This is a genomic window from Burkholderia lata, from assembly GCF_902499025.1.
GTDB classification, from domain to species: domain Bacteria; phylum Pseudomonadota; class Gammaproteobacteria; order Burkholderiales; family Burkholderiaceae; genus Burkholderia; species Burkholderia lata_C.
Window position 1 is genome coordinate 34,930 of sequence record NZ_CABVPW010000003.1, and the last position, 13,337, is coordinate 48,266.

The 13,337-nt window shown below is 69.9% G+C and carries 13 protein-coding genes; 9 read left to right on the forward strand and 4 right to left on the reverse strand.

The annotated features are described in order from the left end of the window. Positions 1–47: 47 nt before the first annotated feature. Positions 48–2,672, forward strand: a complete 2,625-nt coding sequence (alaS, locus tag BDI24065_RS03385) for an alanine--tRNA ligase (protein WP_175030013.1) — start codon at positions 48–50, stop codon at positions 2,670–2,672. A 129-nt stretch (positions 2,673–2,801) separates the two neighbouring features. Here the strand turns inward: alaS and BDI24065_RS03390 are convergent, their stop codons facing one another. After that, positions 2,802–3,719 carry a LysR family transcriptional regulator gene (locus BDI24065_RS03390; RefSeq protein ID WP_175030014.1) on the reverse strand — a complete coding sequence of 306 codons (918 nt, stop codon included), beginning with the start codon at positions 3,717–3,719 and terminating at the stop codon, positions 2,802–2,804. A 123-nt stretch (positions 3,720–3,842) separates the two neighbouring features. Here BDI24065_RS03390 and BDI24065_RS03395 point away from each other — a divergent pair, with 123 nt between their 5' ends. From BDI24065_RS03395 to BDI24065_RS03430, 8 genes are all read left to right on the forward strand, one after another. Continuing rightward, entirely contained in the window at positions 3,843–5,087 is a 1,245-nt protein-coding gene (locus BDI24065_RS03395; RefSeq protein WP_175030015.1) for a YbfB/YjiJ family MFS transporter, read from the forward strand. 121 nt (positions 5,088–5,208) lie between these two features. Further along, positions 5,209–5,745: an NUDIX domain-containing protein gene (locus BDI24065_RS03400; RefSeq protein WP_175030016.1), complete on the forward strand. Its 537-nt coding sequence runs from the start codon at positions 5,209–5,211 to the stop codon at positions 5,743–5,745. A gap of 139 nt (positions 5,746–5,884) precedes the next feature. Then, a complete protein-coding gene (locus BDI24065_RS03405; protein WP_175030236.1) occupies positions 5,885–6,322 on the forward strand; it encodes an acyl-CoA thioesterase in 438 nt (145 codons plus the stop codon). 7 nt (positions 6,323–6,329) lie between these two features. Then, positions 6,330–7,265: a branched-chain amino acid ABC transporter permease gene (locus BDI24065_RS03410; protein WP_175030017.1), complete on the forward strand. Its 936-nt coding sequence runs from the start codon at positions 6,330–6,332 to the stop codon at positions 7,263–7,265. Continuing rightward, positions 7,258–8,487 carry a branched-chain amino acid ABC transporter permease gene (locus BDI24065_RS03415; RefSeq protein WP_175030018.1) on the forward strand — a complete coding sequence of 410 codons (1,230 nt, stop codon included), beginning with the start codon at positions 7,258–7,260 and terminating at the stop codon, positions 8,485–8,487. The genes BDI24065_RS03410 and BDI24065_RS03415 overlap by 8 nt, the downstream gene beginning before the upstream one ends. Next, a complete protein-coding gene (locus tag BDI24065_RS03420) occupies positions 8,484–9,236 on the forward strand; it encodes an ABC transporter ATP-binding protein (RefSeq protein WP_175030019.1) in 753 nt (250 codons plus the stop codon). The genes BDI24065_RS03415 and BDI24065_RS03420 overlap by 4 nt, the downstream gene beginning before the upstream one ends. After that, positions 9,233–9,937 (forward strand): ABC transporter ATP-binding protein, encoded by a 705-nt coding sequence (locus BDI24065_RS03425; protein WP_175030020.1) that lies wholly within the window; start codon positions 9,233–9,235, stop codon positions 9,935–9,937. The genes BDI24065_RS03420 and BDI24065_RS03425 overlap by 4 nt, the downstream gene beginning before the upstream one ends. A 174-nt stretch (positions 9,938–10,111) precedes the next feature. Beyond that, positions 10,112–10,858 carry an SDR family NAD(P)-dependent oxidoreductase gene (locus BDI24065_RS03430; RefSeq protein WP_174945986.1) on the forward strand — a complete coding sequence of 249 codons (747 nt, stop codon included), beginning with the start codon at positions 10,112–10,114 and terminating at the stop codon, positions 10,856–10,858. A gap of 53 nt (positions 10,859–10,911) precedes the next feature. On the opposite strand, the gene BDI24065_RS03435 is transcribed toward BDI24065_RS03430, so the two are convergent. From BDI24065_RS03435 to iolE, 3 genes are all read right to left on the reverse strand, one after another. Further along, positions 10,912–11,406 (reverse strand): heme-degrading domain-containing protein, encoded by a 495-nt coding sequence (locus BDI24065_RS03435; RefSeq protein WP_175030021.1) that lies wholly within the window; start codon positions 11,404–11,406, stop codon positions 10,912–10,914. An 82-nt stretch (positions 11,407–11,488) separates the two neighbouring features. Then, positions 11,489–12,304: a 5-deoxy-glucuronate isomerase gene (gene iolB / locus BDI24065_RS03440; protein ID WP_175030022.1), complete on the reverse strand. Its 816-nt coding sequence runs from the start codon at positions 12,302–12,304 to the stop codon at positions 11,489–11,491. Between the two features lie 44 nt (positions 12,305–12,348). After that, positions 12,349–13,278, reverse strand: a complete 930-nt coding sequence (iolE, locus tag BDI24065_RS03445) for a myo-inosose-2 dehydratase (protein WP_175030023.1) — start codon at positions 13,276–13,278, stop codon at positions 12,349–12,351. Positions 13,279–13,337 lie beyond the last annotated feature (59 nt).

Consider the following 13,337-nt stretch of genomic DNA (forward strand, 5'->3'; position numbering starts at 1 on the left):
GGGCGCCGGCGTTTGAAGCCGTCTTTGCCAGACTGTCCCCGCACGCCATGAAAGCTGCCGAAATCCGCGAGAAATTCCTCAAATTCTTCGAATCGAAGGGCCACACGATCGTCCGCTCGTCGAGCCTCGTGCCCGGTAACGACCCCACGCTGATGTTCACGAACTCGGGCATGGTCCAGTTCAAGGACGTGTTCCTCGGCACGGATCCGCGTCCGTACTCGCGCGCCACGACGGCGCAGCGCAGCGTGCGCGCGGGCGGCAAGCACAACGACCTCGAGAATGTCGGCTACACGGCGCGCCACCACACGTTCTTCGAGATGCTCGGCAACTTCTCGTTCGGCGACTACTTCAAGCACGACGCGATCAAGTTCGCGTGGGAACTGCTGACCACGGTCTACCAGCTGCCGAAGGAAAAGCTGTGGGTCACGGTCTACCAGGAAGACGACGAAGCGTACGACATCTGGGCGAAGGAAGTCGGCGTGCCGACCGAGCGCATCATCCGCATCGGCGACAACAAGGGCGCGCGCTACGCGTCGGACAACTTCTGGACGATGGGCGACACCGGCCCGTGCGGCCCGTGTACCGAAATCTTCTACGACCACGGCCCGGACGTGTGGGGCGGCCCGCCGGGGTCTCCTGAAGAAGACGGCGACCGCTACATCGAGATCTGGAACCTCGTGTTCATGCAGTTCAACCGCGACGCGCAGGGCAACATGACGCGCCTGCCGAAGCAGTCGGTCGACACCGGCATGGGCCTCGAGCGTCTCGCCGCGGTGCTGCAGCACGTGCACAGCAACTACGAGATCGACCTGTTCCAGAACCTGATCAAGGCCGCCGCGCGCGTGACCGACATCAGCGACCTCACGAACAACTCGCTGAAGGTGATCGCCGATCACATCCGCGCGTGCTCGTTCCTGATCGTCGACGGCGTGATTCCCGGCAACGAAGGCCGCGGCTACGTGCTGCGCCGGATCGTGCGCCGCGCGATCCGCCACGGCTACAAGCTCGGCCGCAAGGGCTCGTTCTTCCACAAGCTGGTGGCCGACCTCGTCGCCGAGATGGGCGTCGCGTATCCGGAGCTGAAGGAAGCCGAACAGCGCGTGACCGACGTGCTGCGCCAGGAAGAAGAGCGCTTCTTCGAGACGATCGAGCACGGCATGTCGATCCTCGAAGCCGCGCTGGCCGACGTCGAAGCGAAGGGCGGCAAGGTGCTCGACGGCGAGCTCGCGTTCAAGCTGCACGACACCTACGGCTTCCCGCTCGACCTCACGGCCGACGTGTGCCGCGAGCGCGGGATGACGGTCGACGAGCCGGCATTCGACGACGCGATGGCGCGCCAGCGCGAGCAGGCGCGCGCGGCCGGCAAGTTCAAGGCCGCGCAGGGCCTCGAATATACGGGCGCGAAAACCACGTTCCACGGCTATGAAGAAATCGCGTTCGACGACGCGAAGATCGTCGCGCTGTACGTCGACGGTTCGTCGGTCAACGAAGTGAAGACCGGCCAGGACGCGGTCGTCGTGCTCGACCACACGCCGTTCTACGCGGAATCGGGCGGCCAGGTCGGCGACCAGGGCGTGCTCGCGAACGCGGCGACGCGCTTCGCAGTGGCCGATACGCTGAAGGTGCAGGCCGACGTGATCGGCCACCACGGCACGCTGGAGCAGGGCACGCTGAAGGTCGGCGACGTGCTGCGCGCGGAGATCGACGCGCATCGTCGCGCGCGCACGCAGCGCAACCACTCGGCGACCCACCTGATGCACAAGGCGCTGCGCGAAGTGCTCGGCGCGCACGTGCAGCAGAAGGGTTCGCTGGTCGACGCGGACAAGACCCGTTTCGACTTCGCGCACAACGCACCGATGACCGATGACGAAATCCGTCGCGTCGAGCAGATCGTCAACAACGAAATCCTCGCGAACGCGCCGGGCATCGTGCGCGTGATGCCGTACGACGAAGCGGTGAAGGGCGGCGCGATGGCGCTGTTCGGCGAGAAGTACGGCGATGAAGTGCGCGTGCTCGACCTCGGCTTCTCGCGCGAACTGTGCGGCGGCACGCACGTGAGCCGCAGCGGCGACATCGGCTTCTTCAAGATCGTCGTCGAAGGCGGCGTCGCGGCCGGCATCCGCCGCGTCGAAGCGATCACCGGCGACAACGCGGTGCGCTACGTTCAGGAACTCGACGCGCGCGTGAACGAAGCCGCGGCCGCGCTGAAGGCGCAGCCGTCGGAACTCACGCAGCGGATCGCGCAGGTGCAGGATCAAGTGAAGTCGCTCGAGAAGGAACTGGGCGCGCTGAAGTCGAAGCTCGCATCGAGCCAGGGCGACGAGCTCGCGCAGCAGGCTGTCGAAATCGGCGGCGTGTTCGTGCTGGCCGCGACGCTCGACGGCGCCGACGCGAAGACGTTGCGCGAAACGGTCGACAAGCTGAAGGACAAGCTGAAGAGCGCGGCGATCGTGCTGGCAGCCGTCGAAGGCGGCAAGGTCAGCCTGATCGCGGGCGTCACGCCCGACGCGAGCAAGAAGGTCAAGGCCGGCGAGCTCGTGAACTTCGTCGCGCAGCAGGTCGGCGGCAAGGGCGGTGGCCGTCCGGACATGGCGCAGGCAGGCGGCACCGAGCCGGCGAACCTGCCGGGCGCGCTGGCTGGCGTGAAGGGCTGGGTCGAAGAGCGGCTCTGATCGTCACGACCGATGTGATGCCGCCTTGCTGCGGCATCGCGTGCAATGAAAAAGACCCGATCGGCGTGTGCCGGTCGGGTCTTTTTGTTGGTACGCCGGAACCACGCGTGCCGGCCGCCGCCCGACGATTCAGGCCGGCACGGTGACCGGCGGCTTCGCCGCACCATCCGGCTGCCGTGCCGCCGCGTCGCTCAACGCATCGCGCAACGCCGCCAACGCCGCCGACGCATAGCCCTGCCGCCACGCGAGCAGCGTATCGATGCCTTCCAGTTCGGGGATCACGTGCGCGGTGATGTTGCCGGTTTCGGGTTGCAGGTCGAGCACCGAACGCGGCGCGACCGCGATGCCGGCACCCGCTGCGACACATGCGACGATCGCGTGATACGACCCGAGTTCGAGCACGCGCGCCGGCTTGACGCCGTGCCCCGCGTACCACTGTTCGACGTACTTGCGATACGTGCAGCCGCGCTCGAACGCGATCAGCGTCGGCAGGATCACGTCGCGCGGCGTGCGCACCGGCGGGTGGCCGCGTGGCGTGAGCAGCACCAGGTCCTCGCGGAACACCGGCACCGTCTCGAACGTGTCGGGCAGCGTATCCGGCGCGGGCGGGCGCGCGAACAGCGCGGCGTCGATCTCGAAGTCGCGCACGCGGTCGATCAGCCAGCCCGTCGTGCCGGTGATCAGTTCGAGCGACACGTCGGGCCATGCGTGGTGATAGCGCGCGAGCACGGTCGGCAGGCGGCTCGCGGCCGTGCTCTCCATCGTGCCGAGCCGCAGCCGCCCGCGCGGCGTGTCCTCGCGCACCGCGTCGCGCGCTTCGTCGGCGAGCGCGAGCAGGCGCTCCGCGTACGGCAGCAGCGTGTGCCCGGCCGGCGTCAGCACGAGCCGGCGGCCGTCGCGCACGAACAGCGCCGCACCGAGTTCTTCCTCGAGCTGCTTGATGCGCGTCGTGACGTTCGACTGCACGCGATTGAGCTTGGCCGCCGCGCGCGTCACGCCGTTCTCGCGCACCACGGCCCGGAAAATCGCCAGCGCCGCCAGGTCCATGATTCTCTCCGGGCGATGAATGGATTCTCAATTATTCATTTTTCGAGAACGTTTGGTCAAGCTAGGATGGAAGTATTCCGATTTCCGATCCGGCCGGCGCGTTGAACGCCGTCCCATGCCGCCATGTCCCGCTCCGATGCCCCGACCGCCGCCGCCGGCGCGCTTCCCGTCGATGATGCCGACCGCCGCGCCCGCGCGGCCGCGCTGGCCTGCATGGTCGGCCTCGCGGTCGTGCTCGGCGTCGGTCGCTTTGCGTTCACGCCCTTATTGCCGCTGATGCTTGCGGACGGCTCGATCGGCCTCAAGGCCGGCGGCTGGCTCGCGTCGGCGAACTACGCGGGCTACTTCGTCGGCGCGGTCAGTTGCGCGGCGCTGCGCGTCGCACCCGCGCGCATGGTGCGCATCGGGCTCGTGGCCACCGTGTTGCTGACCGCCGCGATGGGCGTCGGCCACCTGCTGCCCGTGTGGCTCGCGGTGCGCTTCGTCGCGGGCGTCGTCAGCGCATGGACGTTCGTGTTCGTGTCGCAATGGGGACTGCGGTGGCTGGCCGAACTGCATGCGCCGGAGTGGAGCGGGGTGATCTACGCGGGGCCCGGTGTCGGCATCGTGGTGACGGGGTTGATCGGCAGCGCGCTGGCCGGCCAGCGCGCTGCGTCGGGCTGGCTCGGTTTCGCCGCGCTGTCGGCGGTGCTGTCGGTCGCGATCTGGCGCACGTTTGCGGCCGGCCCGGCGCAAGCCGTGCCGCCGGGCGGTGCCGCGACGCATGCGGCCACGGCAGCCTCCGTGGCGCCGGCCGACGTGCGCCGCCATCGCGCGGACGCCGCATGGCTCGTCGTGCTGTACGGCATGCCGGGCTTCGGCTACATCATCACCGCGACGTTCCTGCCGGTGATCGCGCGCGCCGCGCTGCCGGCCGGCTCGCCATGGCCCGACCTGTTCTGGCCGATGTTCGGCGCGGCGCTGATCGTCGGCGCGATCACCGCCGCGCGGCTGCCCGGGCACTGGGACAACCGGCTGTTGCTGGCGGCCGGTTGCGCGACGCAGGCGCTCGGCATTGCCGCCGGGATCGTGTGGCCGAACGCGGCCGGCTTCTCGGTCGGCAGCGCGTTGCTCGGCCTGCCGTTCACCGCGATCACGCTGTTCGCGATGCGCGAGGCGCGGCGATTGCACGGCGAGCGGGCCGCCGGGCTGATGGGCTATGCGACCGCGTCGTACGGGGTCGGGCAGATTCTCGGCCCGCTCGTCGCGGCGCCGCTGGCCGCGCGCTTCGGGTCGTTTTCCCCCGCGCTGTGGGTCGCGGTGGCCGCGCTGCTGCTGGGCGCCGCCGGCTTCGCGGCGACTGCCGCGCGAGGGCGCGTGCAACCCTGATATCGGCGGGGACGGATCGTCTGCGGCACGGGCAAACTCGCTAGAATGAAGCCTTTCCCGCGCCGAGCGGGTGCGCGGGCAGCCGGCTGGCGGCCGTCCGGCGCCTGCCAGATTCCCATCGATGACCACCGCCGACTACCGCTTTTGCCCGCGCTGCGCGAGCCCGCTCACCGAGCGCGCCGATCCCGACCATGAAGGCGGCCGCATTCGCCAGGCGTGCCCCGACGACAGCTGCGGCTATGTCCACTGGAACAACCCGTTGCCCGTCGTCGCCGCGATCGTCGAGCTGGACGGCAAGATCCTGCTCGCGCGCAACGCGGCCTGGCCCGAAGGCATGTTCGCGCTGATCACCGGCTTCCTCGAGAACAGCGAGACGCCCGAGGACGGCATCGCGCGCGAGGTGTTCGAGGAAACGGCGCTGAAGGCCGAGCACGTGTCGCTCGTCGGCGTCTACGAATTCATCCGCAAGAACGAGCTGATCATCGCGTACCACGTGCGTGCGTCGGGCACGGTCGCGTTGTCACCGGAACTGCTCGAATACAAGCTCGTCGATCCGCCGCTGCTGCGCCCGTGGCGCGCCGGCACGGGCGTCGCGCTCGCCGACTGGATGCGCGCGCGCGGCCTCGATTTCGAGTTCGTCGACCGGCCGGGGCAGTGACGGGCCGGCCCGCCAGCAGCGTTGCATCCGCCGTGCCGCGAGCGATCGCGGCGCGGCGTTCCGCTTCCTGCCGGCGCGCCGTGTCATGCGGCTGCCGCGCTTCGTCCACCTCGCTTCCATCGTCCTGACCGCCATCGCCATGTCCGACAAGCCGCAACCGCGTTCGCGCGACGCCTATCGCCACTTCCTGCCGATCACGACCCGCTGGATGGACAACGACGTCTACGGGCACGTGAACAACGTCGTGTACTACAGCTACTTCGACACGGTCGTGAACGAATACCTGATCCGCGCCGGCGCACTCGACGTCGAGCACGGGCAGACGATCGGCCTCGTCGTCGAGACACAGTGCAACTACTTCGCGCCGCTCGTGTTTCCGCAGTCGGTCGACGCGGGGCTGCGGGTCGTGAAGCTCGGCACGTCGAGCGTGCGCTACGAGCTCGGGCTGTTCGCGCAGGGCGACGCCACGCCCGCCGCACAGGGGCACTTCGTGCACGTGTACGTCGATCGCGGCACGCGCCGGCCGGTGCCGCTGCCCGACGCGCTGCGCGCCGCGCTCGAGCCGCTCGCGGCCTGACTTCGCCTTGCACGCGTTCGCGCTCCAGGCCTTCAACGGCCTCAGCTACGGCTTGCTGCTGTTCATGCTGTCGGCGGGCCTCACGCTGATCTTCAGCGTGCAGGGCGTGCTCAACTTCGCGCATGCGAGCTTCTACATGCTCGGCGCGTACGTCGGCTACAGCATCGCGGCCGGCGCGGGCTTCTGGCCCGCGCTGGTGCTCGCGCCGCTCGCGGTCGGGTTGCTCGGCGCCGGCTGCGAACGCACGTTGCTGCGCCGCGTGCAGGCGCGCGGCCATACCAGCGAACTGCTGCTGACCTTCGGCCTCGCGTACCTGATCGGCGAGGGCGCGAAACTCGTGTGGGGCCTCGCGCCGCTGCCGGCGCCCGTGCCGGCGCTGTTCGACGGTGCGCCCGTGACCGTATTCGGCCTCGCGCTGCCGCGCTACCGGTTGTTCATGATGGGGATGTCCGCGGCGATGCTGGTCGCGCTCGGCGCGCTGCTGCGCGCGTCGCGCATCGGGCTCGTCGTGCGCGCGGCGCTCACGCATCGCGCGGCCGTCGAGGCGCTCGGCTACGACGTGCCGCGCGTGATGACGGCGCTGTTCGGCGCGGGCACCGCGCTCGCGGCGCTCGCCGGCGTGATCGGCGCGCCGCTCGCGGTGATCGAACCCGCGCTGGCCGAGACCGTTGGATCGGTCGTGTTCGCGGTCGTCGTGATCGGCGGGCTCGGCTCGCTCGGCGGCGCGTTCGCGGCGTCGCTCGCGGTCGGCTTCGCGCAGACCTTCGCGGCCGCGAGCGATACGTCGCTGCGCGACCTGACGGAATGGGCCGGCATCGTGCTGCCCGACAGCGTGGCCGCGGTGTCGATCGCGCAACTGGCGCCGCTGGTGCCGTACCTGTTGCTCGTTGCGGTGCTGGTCGCGCGGCCGCGCGGGCTGTTCGGCGAGCGTGCCGATGCGTAGCCGCACGCTCGCCGGCGTCGCGCGCTGGTCCCTGTTTTCCGCATGCGTCGTGCTGCCCGCGTGGCTGTGGCCGCATGGTGCGGTGCTCGGCTATCTCGCGCAGACGGCCGCGCTCGTCGTGCTTGCGCTGTCGTACAACCTGCAGCTCGGCACGACCGGGCTGCTGTCGTTCGGGCACGCGGCGTTCGCGGGCCTCGGTGCGTTCGCGGCCGCGCACTGGTTCAACCACTTTGGCGGCCCGCTGCCGCTGTTGCCGCTCGTCGGCGGCGTGGCCGGTGCCGGTTTCGGTTTCGTGGCCGGGCTGCTCGCGACGCGCCGCTCGGGCACCGCGTTCGCGATGATCACGCTCGGGCTCGGCGAATGCGTCGCGGCCGCCGCGTGGAGCGTGCCTGCCTGGTTCGGCGGAATCGGCGGCGTGCCGATCGACCGCGCGAGCGGCACGCCGTGGGGCAGCTGGCATTTCGGCGCGCCGGCCCAGGCGTATGCGGTGATCGCGGTGTGGTGCCTCGCGTCGGCGTGGGCGATGCACGCACTGACGCGCACGCCGCTTGCGCGGCTCGCGAATGCGGTGCGCGACAACGCCGTGCGCGTCGCGGCGCTCGGTACCGAGCCGCGCCGCGTGCGGCTCGCGATGGTCACCTGCGCGTCGTTCTTCGCGGGCGTCGCCGGCACGCTGACGCTGATCGACGTCGAGATCGCGACGCCCGACAGCGTATCGATGGCGCGTTCGGCGACCGTGCTGATCGCCGCGGTGATCGGCGGCACCGGCGCGTTCTTCGGGCCGGCGGCCGGTGCGGCCGTGCTGACCGTGCTGAGCATCATCGTCGCGGGCGTGTCGCGCGCGTGGGCGCTGTATCTCGGCGTGCTGTTCGTCGTGATCGTCGTGGCCGCGCCGCGCGGCATCGCCGGGATCGTGCAAGCGCTCGCGCATGCGTTGCGGCGCGGCGCGCCGGCGGCCGAACGGTGGCGCATGCTGTGCGCGGTCGGCGCGTGCGTGTTCTGGGGCGTCGCGATCGTCTGCGCGGCCGAGCTCGGCTATGCGTGGCGCTTTGCGCAGGACGACGGTGCGGGCTTCGCGTTCGGCGCGTGGAGCATCGACGCCGATACGCCGGCCGGCTGGGCCGTCGCATGCTCCGCGTTCGGCATCGGCACGCTGCTGTGGGGCTGGCGCGCGCGGCTCGTGCCGGGCGGGCCCGCCGGCAAGCGGGAGGACGGGCGATGAACGGCAATGCGATTGCGCTGCACGGTGTCGTACAGCGTTTCGGCGCGCAGACGGTGCTCGACGGCGTCGAGCTGAGCATCGCGGCCGGCGAGCGCCATGCGTTGATCGGACCGAACGGCGCGGGCAAGTCGACGTTGTTCGGCGTGATCGCCGGTGCGACGCGGCCTACGCGCGGGCGCGTCGTGCTGCACGGCGTCGAGCTGCGCGGGCGCGGGCCGGTCGTCGCGAGCCGGCTCGGCATCGGCCGCAGTTTCCAGCAGACGAGCGCGTTCGCGCGGCTGACCGTGTTCGACAACCTGCGCTGCGCGGCGCTGCATGCGCCGGCCGAACGGCGGCGCTGGTGGAACCGGCTGCGCGAATCGGCGTCGGTCGATCTCGCGGCCGGGCGCGTGCTGCACGACATCGGCCTCGATGCGCACCGCGACACGCCGGCCGGCGAACTGAGCTATGCGGAACAGCGCGCGCTCGATCTCGGGATCGCACTCGCGAGCGGCGCACGCACGCTGCTGCTCGACGAGCCGACGGCCGGCATGAGCCGTGCGCAGGCGGCGCGGATGATCGCGCTGATTCGCGCGACGACGCAGGGGCGCACGGTCCTGCTGATCGAACACGACATGGACGCGGTGTTCGGCTTCGCCGAGCGCATCACGGTGCTCGTGCGCGGCACGGTGGTCGCGACCGGCGCGCCCGATGCGATCCGCGCCGATCCGGCCGTGCGTGCCGCCTATCTGGGCGAGGGTGGCCGATGAGCGCGTTGCTCGAGATTCGCGACCTGCGCGCGTGGTACGGGCTGCAACCCGTGCTCGACGGCGTCGATCTCGCGCTGGCGCCGGGCGAGACGCTCGCGCTGCTCGGCCGCAACGGCTCGGGGCGCTCGACGCTCGCGAAGGCCGTGATGGGGCTCGTGCGCACGGCCGGCTCGGTGCGCATCGGCGGTGCCGAATGCGTGGGGGCGCGCACGTTCGAGATCGCGCGGCGCGGCGTGGCTTACGTCGCCGAAAGCCGCGACGTATTCCCGCTGCTGACGGTGCGCGACAACCTGCGGCTCGGGCTGCGCGGCGCCAGCGGCGCGGCCGAACGCGCGGCGCTCGAACGGCTGTTCGACCGCTTTCCGTTGCTGGCCGCGCGCGCGGACGTGAAAGCGGGGCGGCTGTCGGGCGGCGAGCAGCAGGTGCTCGCGCTGGTGCGGGCGCTGGCCGGCCACCCGCGCGTGCTGATCGTCGACGAACCGGCCGAAGGGCTCGCGCCGCTGGCCGTCGACGAAGTCGGCGCGTGCCTCGCCGCGCTGCAGGCCGACGGCGTCGCGATCGTGCTGATCGAGCAGCGGCTGCAGTTCGCGCCGCGGCTCGCGCGACGCGTGGCCGTCATGGGGCGCGGACGGATCGTCTACGACGGCGCGCTCGACGGCCTGGGCGGCGAGGTCGCGAACGCATGGCTGAGCGCCGGCTGATGGCGTGCGAGCGATTGTTCGGAAAAGGCTGCCAGTCAATTCGTGTCGAGCCGCTTTATCGCCGCGGTACCGCACAGTAAATTGCCAGCCATACCGGTTGCACATCGACGCAGCAAGCAACCACGCGGCAACCGGCACCATCCATCGAGAGTCTTCTGACTGAGGAATGAGATCATGAGCAAGCTGGCAAACAAGGTAGCGATCGTCACGGGCGGTTCGAAGGGCATCGGCGCCGCGATCGCGAAGGCCCTGGCCGCGGAAGGCGCGTCGGTCGTGGTCAACTACGCGAGCAGCAAGGCGGGCGCCGATGCAGTCGTCAGCGCGATCGTCGAAGCCGGGGGCCGCGCGGTCGCGGTCGGCGGCGACGTGTCGAAGGCAGCCGACGCGCAGCGCATCGTCGATACGGCGATCGAGTCGTACGGCCGTCTCGACGTGCTCGTCAACAATTCCGGCGTGTACGAATTCGGCGCGATCGAGGCGATCACGGAAGAACATTACCGCCGCCAGTTCGACACGAACGTGTTCGGCGTGCTGCTGATGACGCAGGCAGCCGTCAAGCATCTCGGCGAAGGCGCGAGCATCGTCAACATCAGCTCGGTGGTGACCAGCATCACGCCACCCGCGAGCGCCGTCTACAGCGGCACCAAGGGCGCGGTCGATGCGATCACCGGCGTGCTCGCGCTCGAACTCGGCCCGCGCAAGATTCGCGTGAACGCGATCAACCCGGGGATGATCGTGACCGAGGGCACGCACAGCGCGGGCATCATCGGTTCCGATCTCGACAAGCAGGTGCGCAGCGAGACGCCGCTCGGCCGCCTCGGCGAGCCGGACGACATCGCATCGGTGGCCGTGTTCCTCGCGTCGGACGATGCACGCTGGATGACCGGCGAGCATCTCGTCGTGAGCGGCGGGTTGAACTGATCCCGCAAGGGCGGTGCATCGGCGCATGTGCGCCGATCGTGCCGCCCGTCCGGTTACGCGTGCATCGCGAGCGCGTACCGGCCGACGTGCCACTGCAGGCTCTCGACGACGAGCGCGTGATTGTGTTCGGAGTCGAGCCCCGCGATCGTCATCGCGCCGACGATACCGGTGCCGGCGATCCGCAACGGCACGCCGCCACCGTCGAGCGCATAGTCGTCATCCGACAGCCCCTGTGACGCCAGCGACCAGCCGGCGCGGCGAAAGCGTTCACCGACCGCGAGCGAACTGAGGCCGAAGTGCAGCACGGTGTTCTGTCGTCGGCGGATCGCATCGCTGTCGCCGGCATGGCTGCCGTCGAGCGCGCAATAGAACAGCGGCGCCTGCTCGCCGACGATGCTCACGGCGATCGGCAGCCCGCGGCGCGACGCGAGGTTGACCGCGATCTCACCCATCCGGCGGGCCATTGCCGCATCGAAGCGCGGCAGCGCCGGGTTCGACGCGTCGTCGTCGAACGGATGGGGGTCGAGGCGAAAGAGGGTCGTCACCATGGCGGCTCCGTGGCGTCGCCGGCGCTGGGTGCGCGTGCCGGGCGTCGCATCGTCACGGGCCGCGCGCAGGCCCGTCATTTCATCAGCGCTTCGGTGCATCGAGCATCCACTCGTGCGCGGGATCGTTCTTGAACGCCCACGCGCGGCCCGGCCCGGCCATTACGTTCAGGTAGTACAGGTTGTAGCCGTGCGGCGCGACCACCGGGTGGTAGCCGCGCGGCACCATCACGACGTCGTGGTCCTCGACCGCGCATGCTTCGTCGAGGCTGCGGTCGTCCGTGTACACGCGCTGGAACGCGAAACCCTGCGGCGGATCGATCCGGTGGTAATAGGTTTCCTCGAGCGACGTTTCTTCAGGCGCCGCGTCGCGGTCGTGCTTGTGCGGCGGATAGCTGCTCGAATGGCTGGCCGGCGTGACGACCTCGACCACGAGCAGCCGGTCGGCCGCCGGGTTGTCGCCCATCAGGATGTCGCACACGTAGCGCGTGTTGGTGCCTTGCCCGCGTACCGAGCGGCGCATCCGTTCGCCGTCGAGGCGTTGCACGGGCTTGTCGCCGCTCGCGTACGGCGCGGTGCACAACGCGATTTCCGCATCGCGCGTCGCGACCAGCGTGACCGTCTTGCCGCCCGGCACGTACAGCGCGTCCGGCGAGACATCCTCGAAGACGCTGTCGCGCTTGCCGAGCGCATCGTAGGTTTTACCGTCGACGTCCGCGCGCACCGTGCCCGTGAGCACGACGACGCACAGCTCGCGCGCGCCGGTGTCGAGCGTTTCGGTGTCGCGGGCCTTCAGGCGCAGCGCACGGAAACCGACGTGCTTCCAGCCGGCCGTCTCGGGCGTCACGTTGCAGATTTCGCGGTCGGCCGAGGCCTTGACCAGCAGGGGAGAAATCGTCATGGGGTGGGTCTCCGCAACAGGGTAGGGCGCATCCGTTCACGCGCTTACGCGCTCAACCGGTCGACGATCGCGCGCAGCGATTCGTAACCCTTCTTCGCATACGCATAGCTCGGCGCGACGGCCGGATCCTGCTCGGCCTCGACGACGAGCCAGCCTTCGTAGCCGGCGTCCTTCAGCGTGTGCAGCGTCGCCTCGTAATCGAGCGCGCCGTCGCCCGGCACGGTGAAGGTGCCGTTGATCACGCCGTTCAGGAAGCTCCAGCCGTCGTTGCGCGCCTGCGTGACGACCTGCGGCCGCACGTCCTTGCAATGCACGTGGACGACGCGCGACACATGCTTCTTCAGCAGCGTGACCGGGTCGGCCGCGCCGCCGAAATATGCGTGGCCGGTATCGAACAGCAGGAATACTTTCGCCGGGTCGGTCAGCGCCATCAGCCGGTCGACGTCATCGGGCGACTCGACGTACGCGCCCATGTGGTGATGGTAGGCAAGCTTGATCCCGTAGGTGTCGAGCAGGTGCGCGCCGAACGCGTCGAGGCGTGCCGCGTAGCGTCGCCAGGCTTCGTCGTCGACGAAGCGCGGCCGCTTCGCGACCGGCGTGTCGATGTTGCCCTGGATCGTGCCCGCGCATTCGCCGTAGACCACCACTTTCACGTCGTTGTACTGCAGCTTCGTCATGTGCGCGCGGCAGCGCTCGATCTCGGCGGCGACCGCATCGGCGTCGCTCATGCCCGATTCGACTTCGGCGAGGAAGCCCGAATACCAGCCCGACACGCACACGAGCCCGAATTCGGCGAGCTTCGCCTTCAGCTCGGGGCCCGTCTTCGGAAACTTGTTGCCGAGCTCGAAGCCCGCGTAGCCGATTTCGGCGCCTTCCTTCAGCGCCGTTTCGAGCGGCGTCTCGCCGCCGAGCGACGGCAGGTCGTCGTTCATCCACGACAGGGGATTGATACCGATGCGGACGTTCCAGCTCATGGCGTGGTTCCTTGGTTCGAATGTGTTTTTCGCGGGGAGGGTGCGTGGGCAGGGCGCGC

Coding starts and splice junctions, on each gene's coding strand:
- BDI24065_RS03415 (WP_175030018.1), top strand. CDS start 7,258: ATGCGTAGCCGCACGCTCGCCGGCGTCGCGCGCTGGTCCCTGTTTTCC.
- BDI24065_RS03390 (WP_175030014.1), bottom strand. CDS start 3,719: ATGGACCTGGCGGCGCTGGCGATTTTCCGGGCCGTGGTGCGCGAGAAC.
- iolE (WP_175030023.1), bottom strand. CDS start 13,278: ATGAGCTGGAACGTCCGCATCGGTATCAATCCCCTGTCGTGGATGAAC.
- BDI24065_RS03420 (WP_175030019.1), top strand. CDS start 8,484: ATGAACGGCAATGCGATTGCGCTGCACGGTGTCGTACAGCGTTTCGGC.
- BDI24065_RS03435 (WP_175030021.1), bottom strand. CDS start 11,406: ATGGTGACGACCCTCTTTCGCCTCGACCCCCATCCGTTCGACGACGAC.
- BDI24065_RS03430 (WP_174945986.1), top strand. CDS start 10,112: ATGAGCAAGCTGGCAAACAAGGTAGCGATCGTCACGGGCGGTTCGAAG.
- BDI24065_RS03405 (WP_175030236.1), top strand. CDS start 5,885: ATGTCCGACAAGCCGCAACCGCGTTCGCGCGACGCCTATCGCCACTTC.
- iolB (WP_175030022.1), bottom strand. CDS start 12,304: ATGACGATTTCTCCCCTGCTGGTCAAGGCCTCGGCCGACCGCGAAATC.
- BDI24065_RS03400 (WP_175030016.1), top strand. CDS start 5,209: ATGACCACCGCCGACTACCGCTTTTGCCCGCGCTGCGCGAGCCCGCTC.
- alaS (WP_175030013.1), top strand. CDS start 48: ATGAAAGCTGCCGAAATCCGCGAGAAATTCCTCAAATTCTTCGAATCG.
- BDI24065_RS03425 (WP_175030020.1), top strand. CDS start 9,233: ATGAGCGCGTTGCTCGAGATTCGCGACCTGCGCGCGTGGTACGGGCTG.
- BDI24065_RS03395 (WP_175030015.1), top strand. CDS start 3,843: ATGTCCCGCTCCGATGCCCCGACCGCCGCCGCCGGCGCGCTTCCCGTC.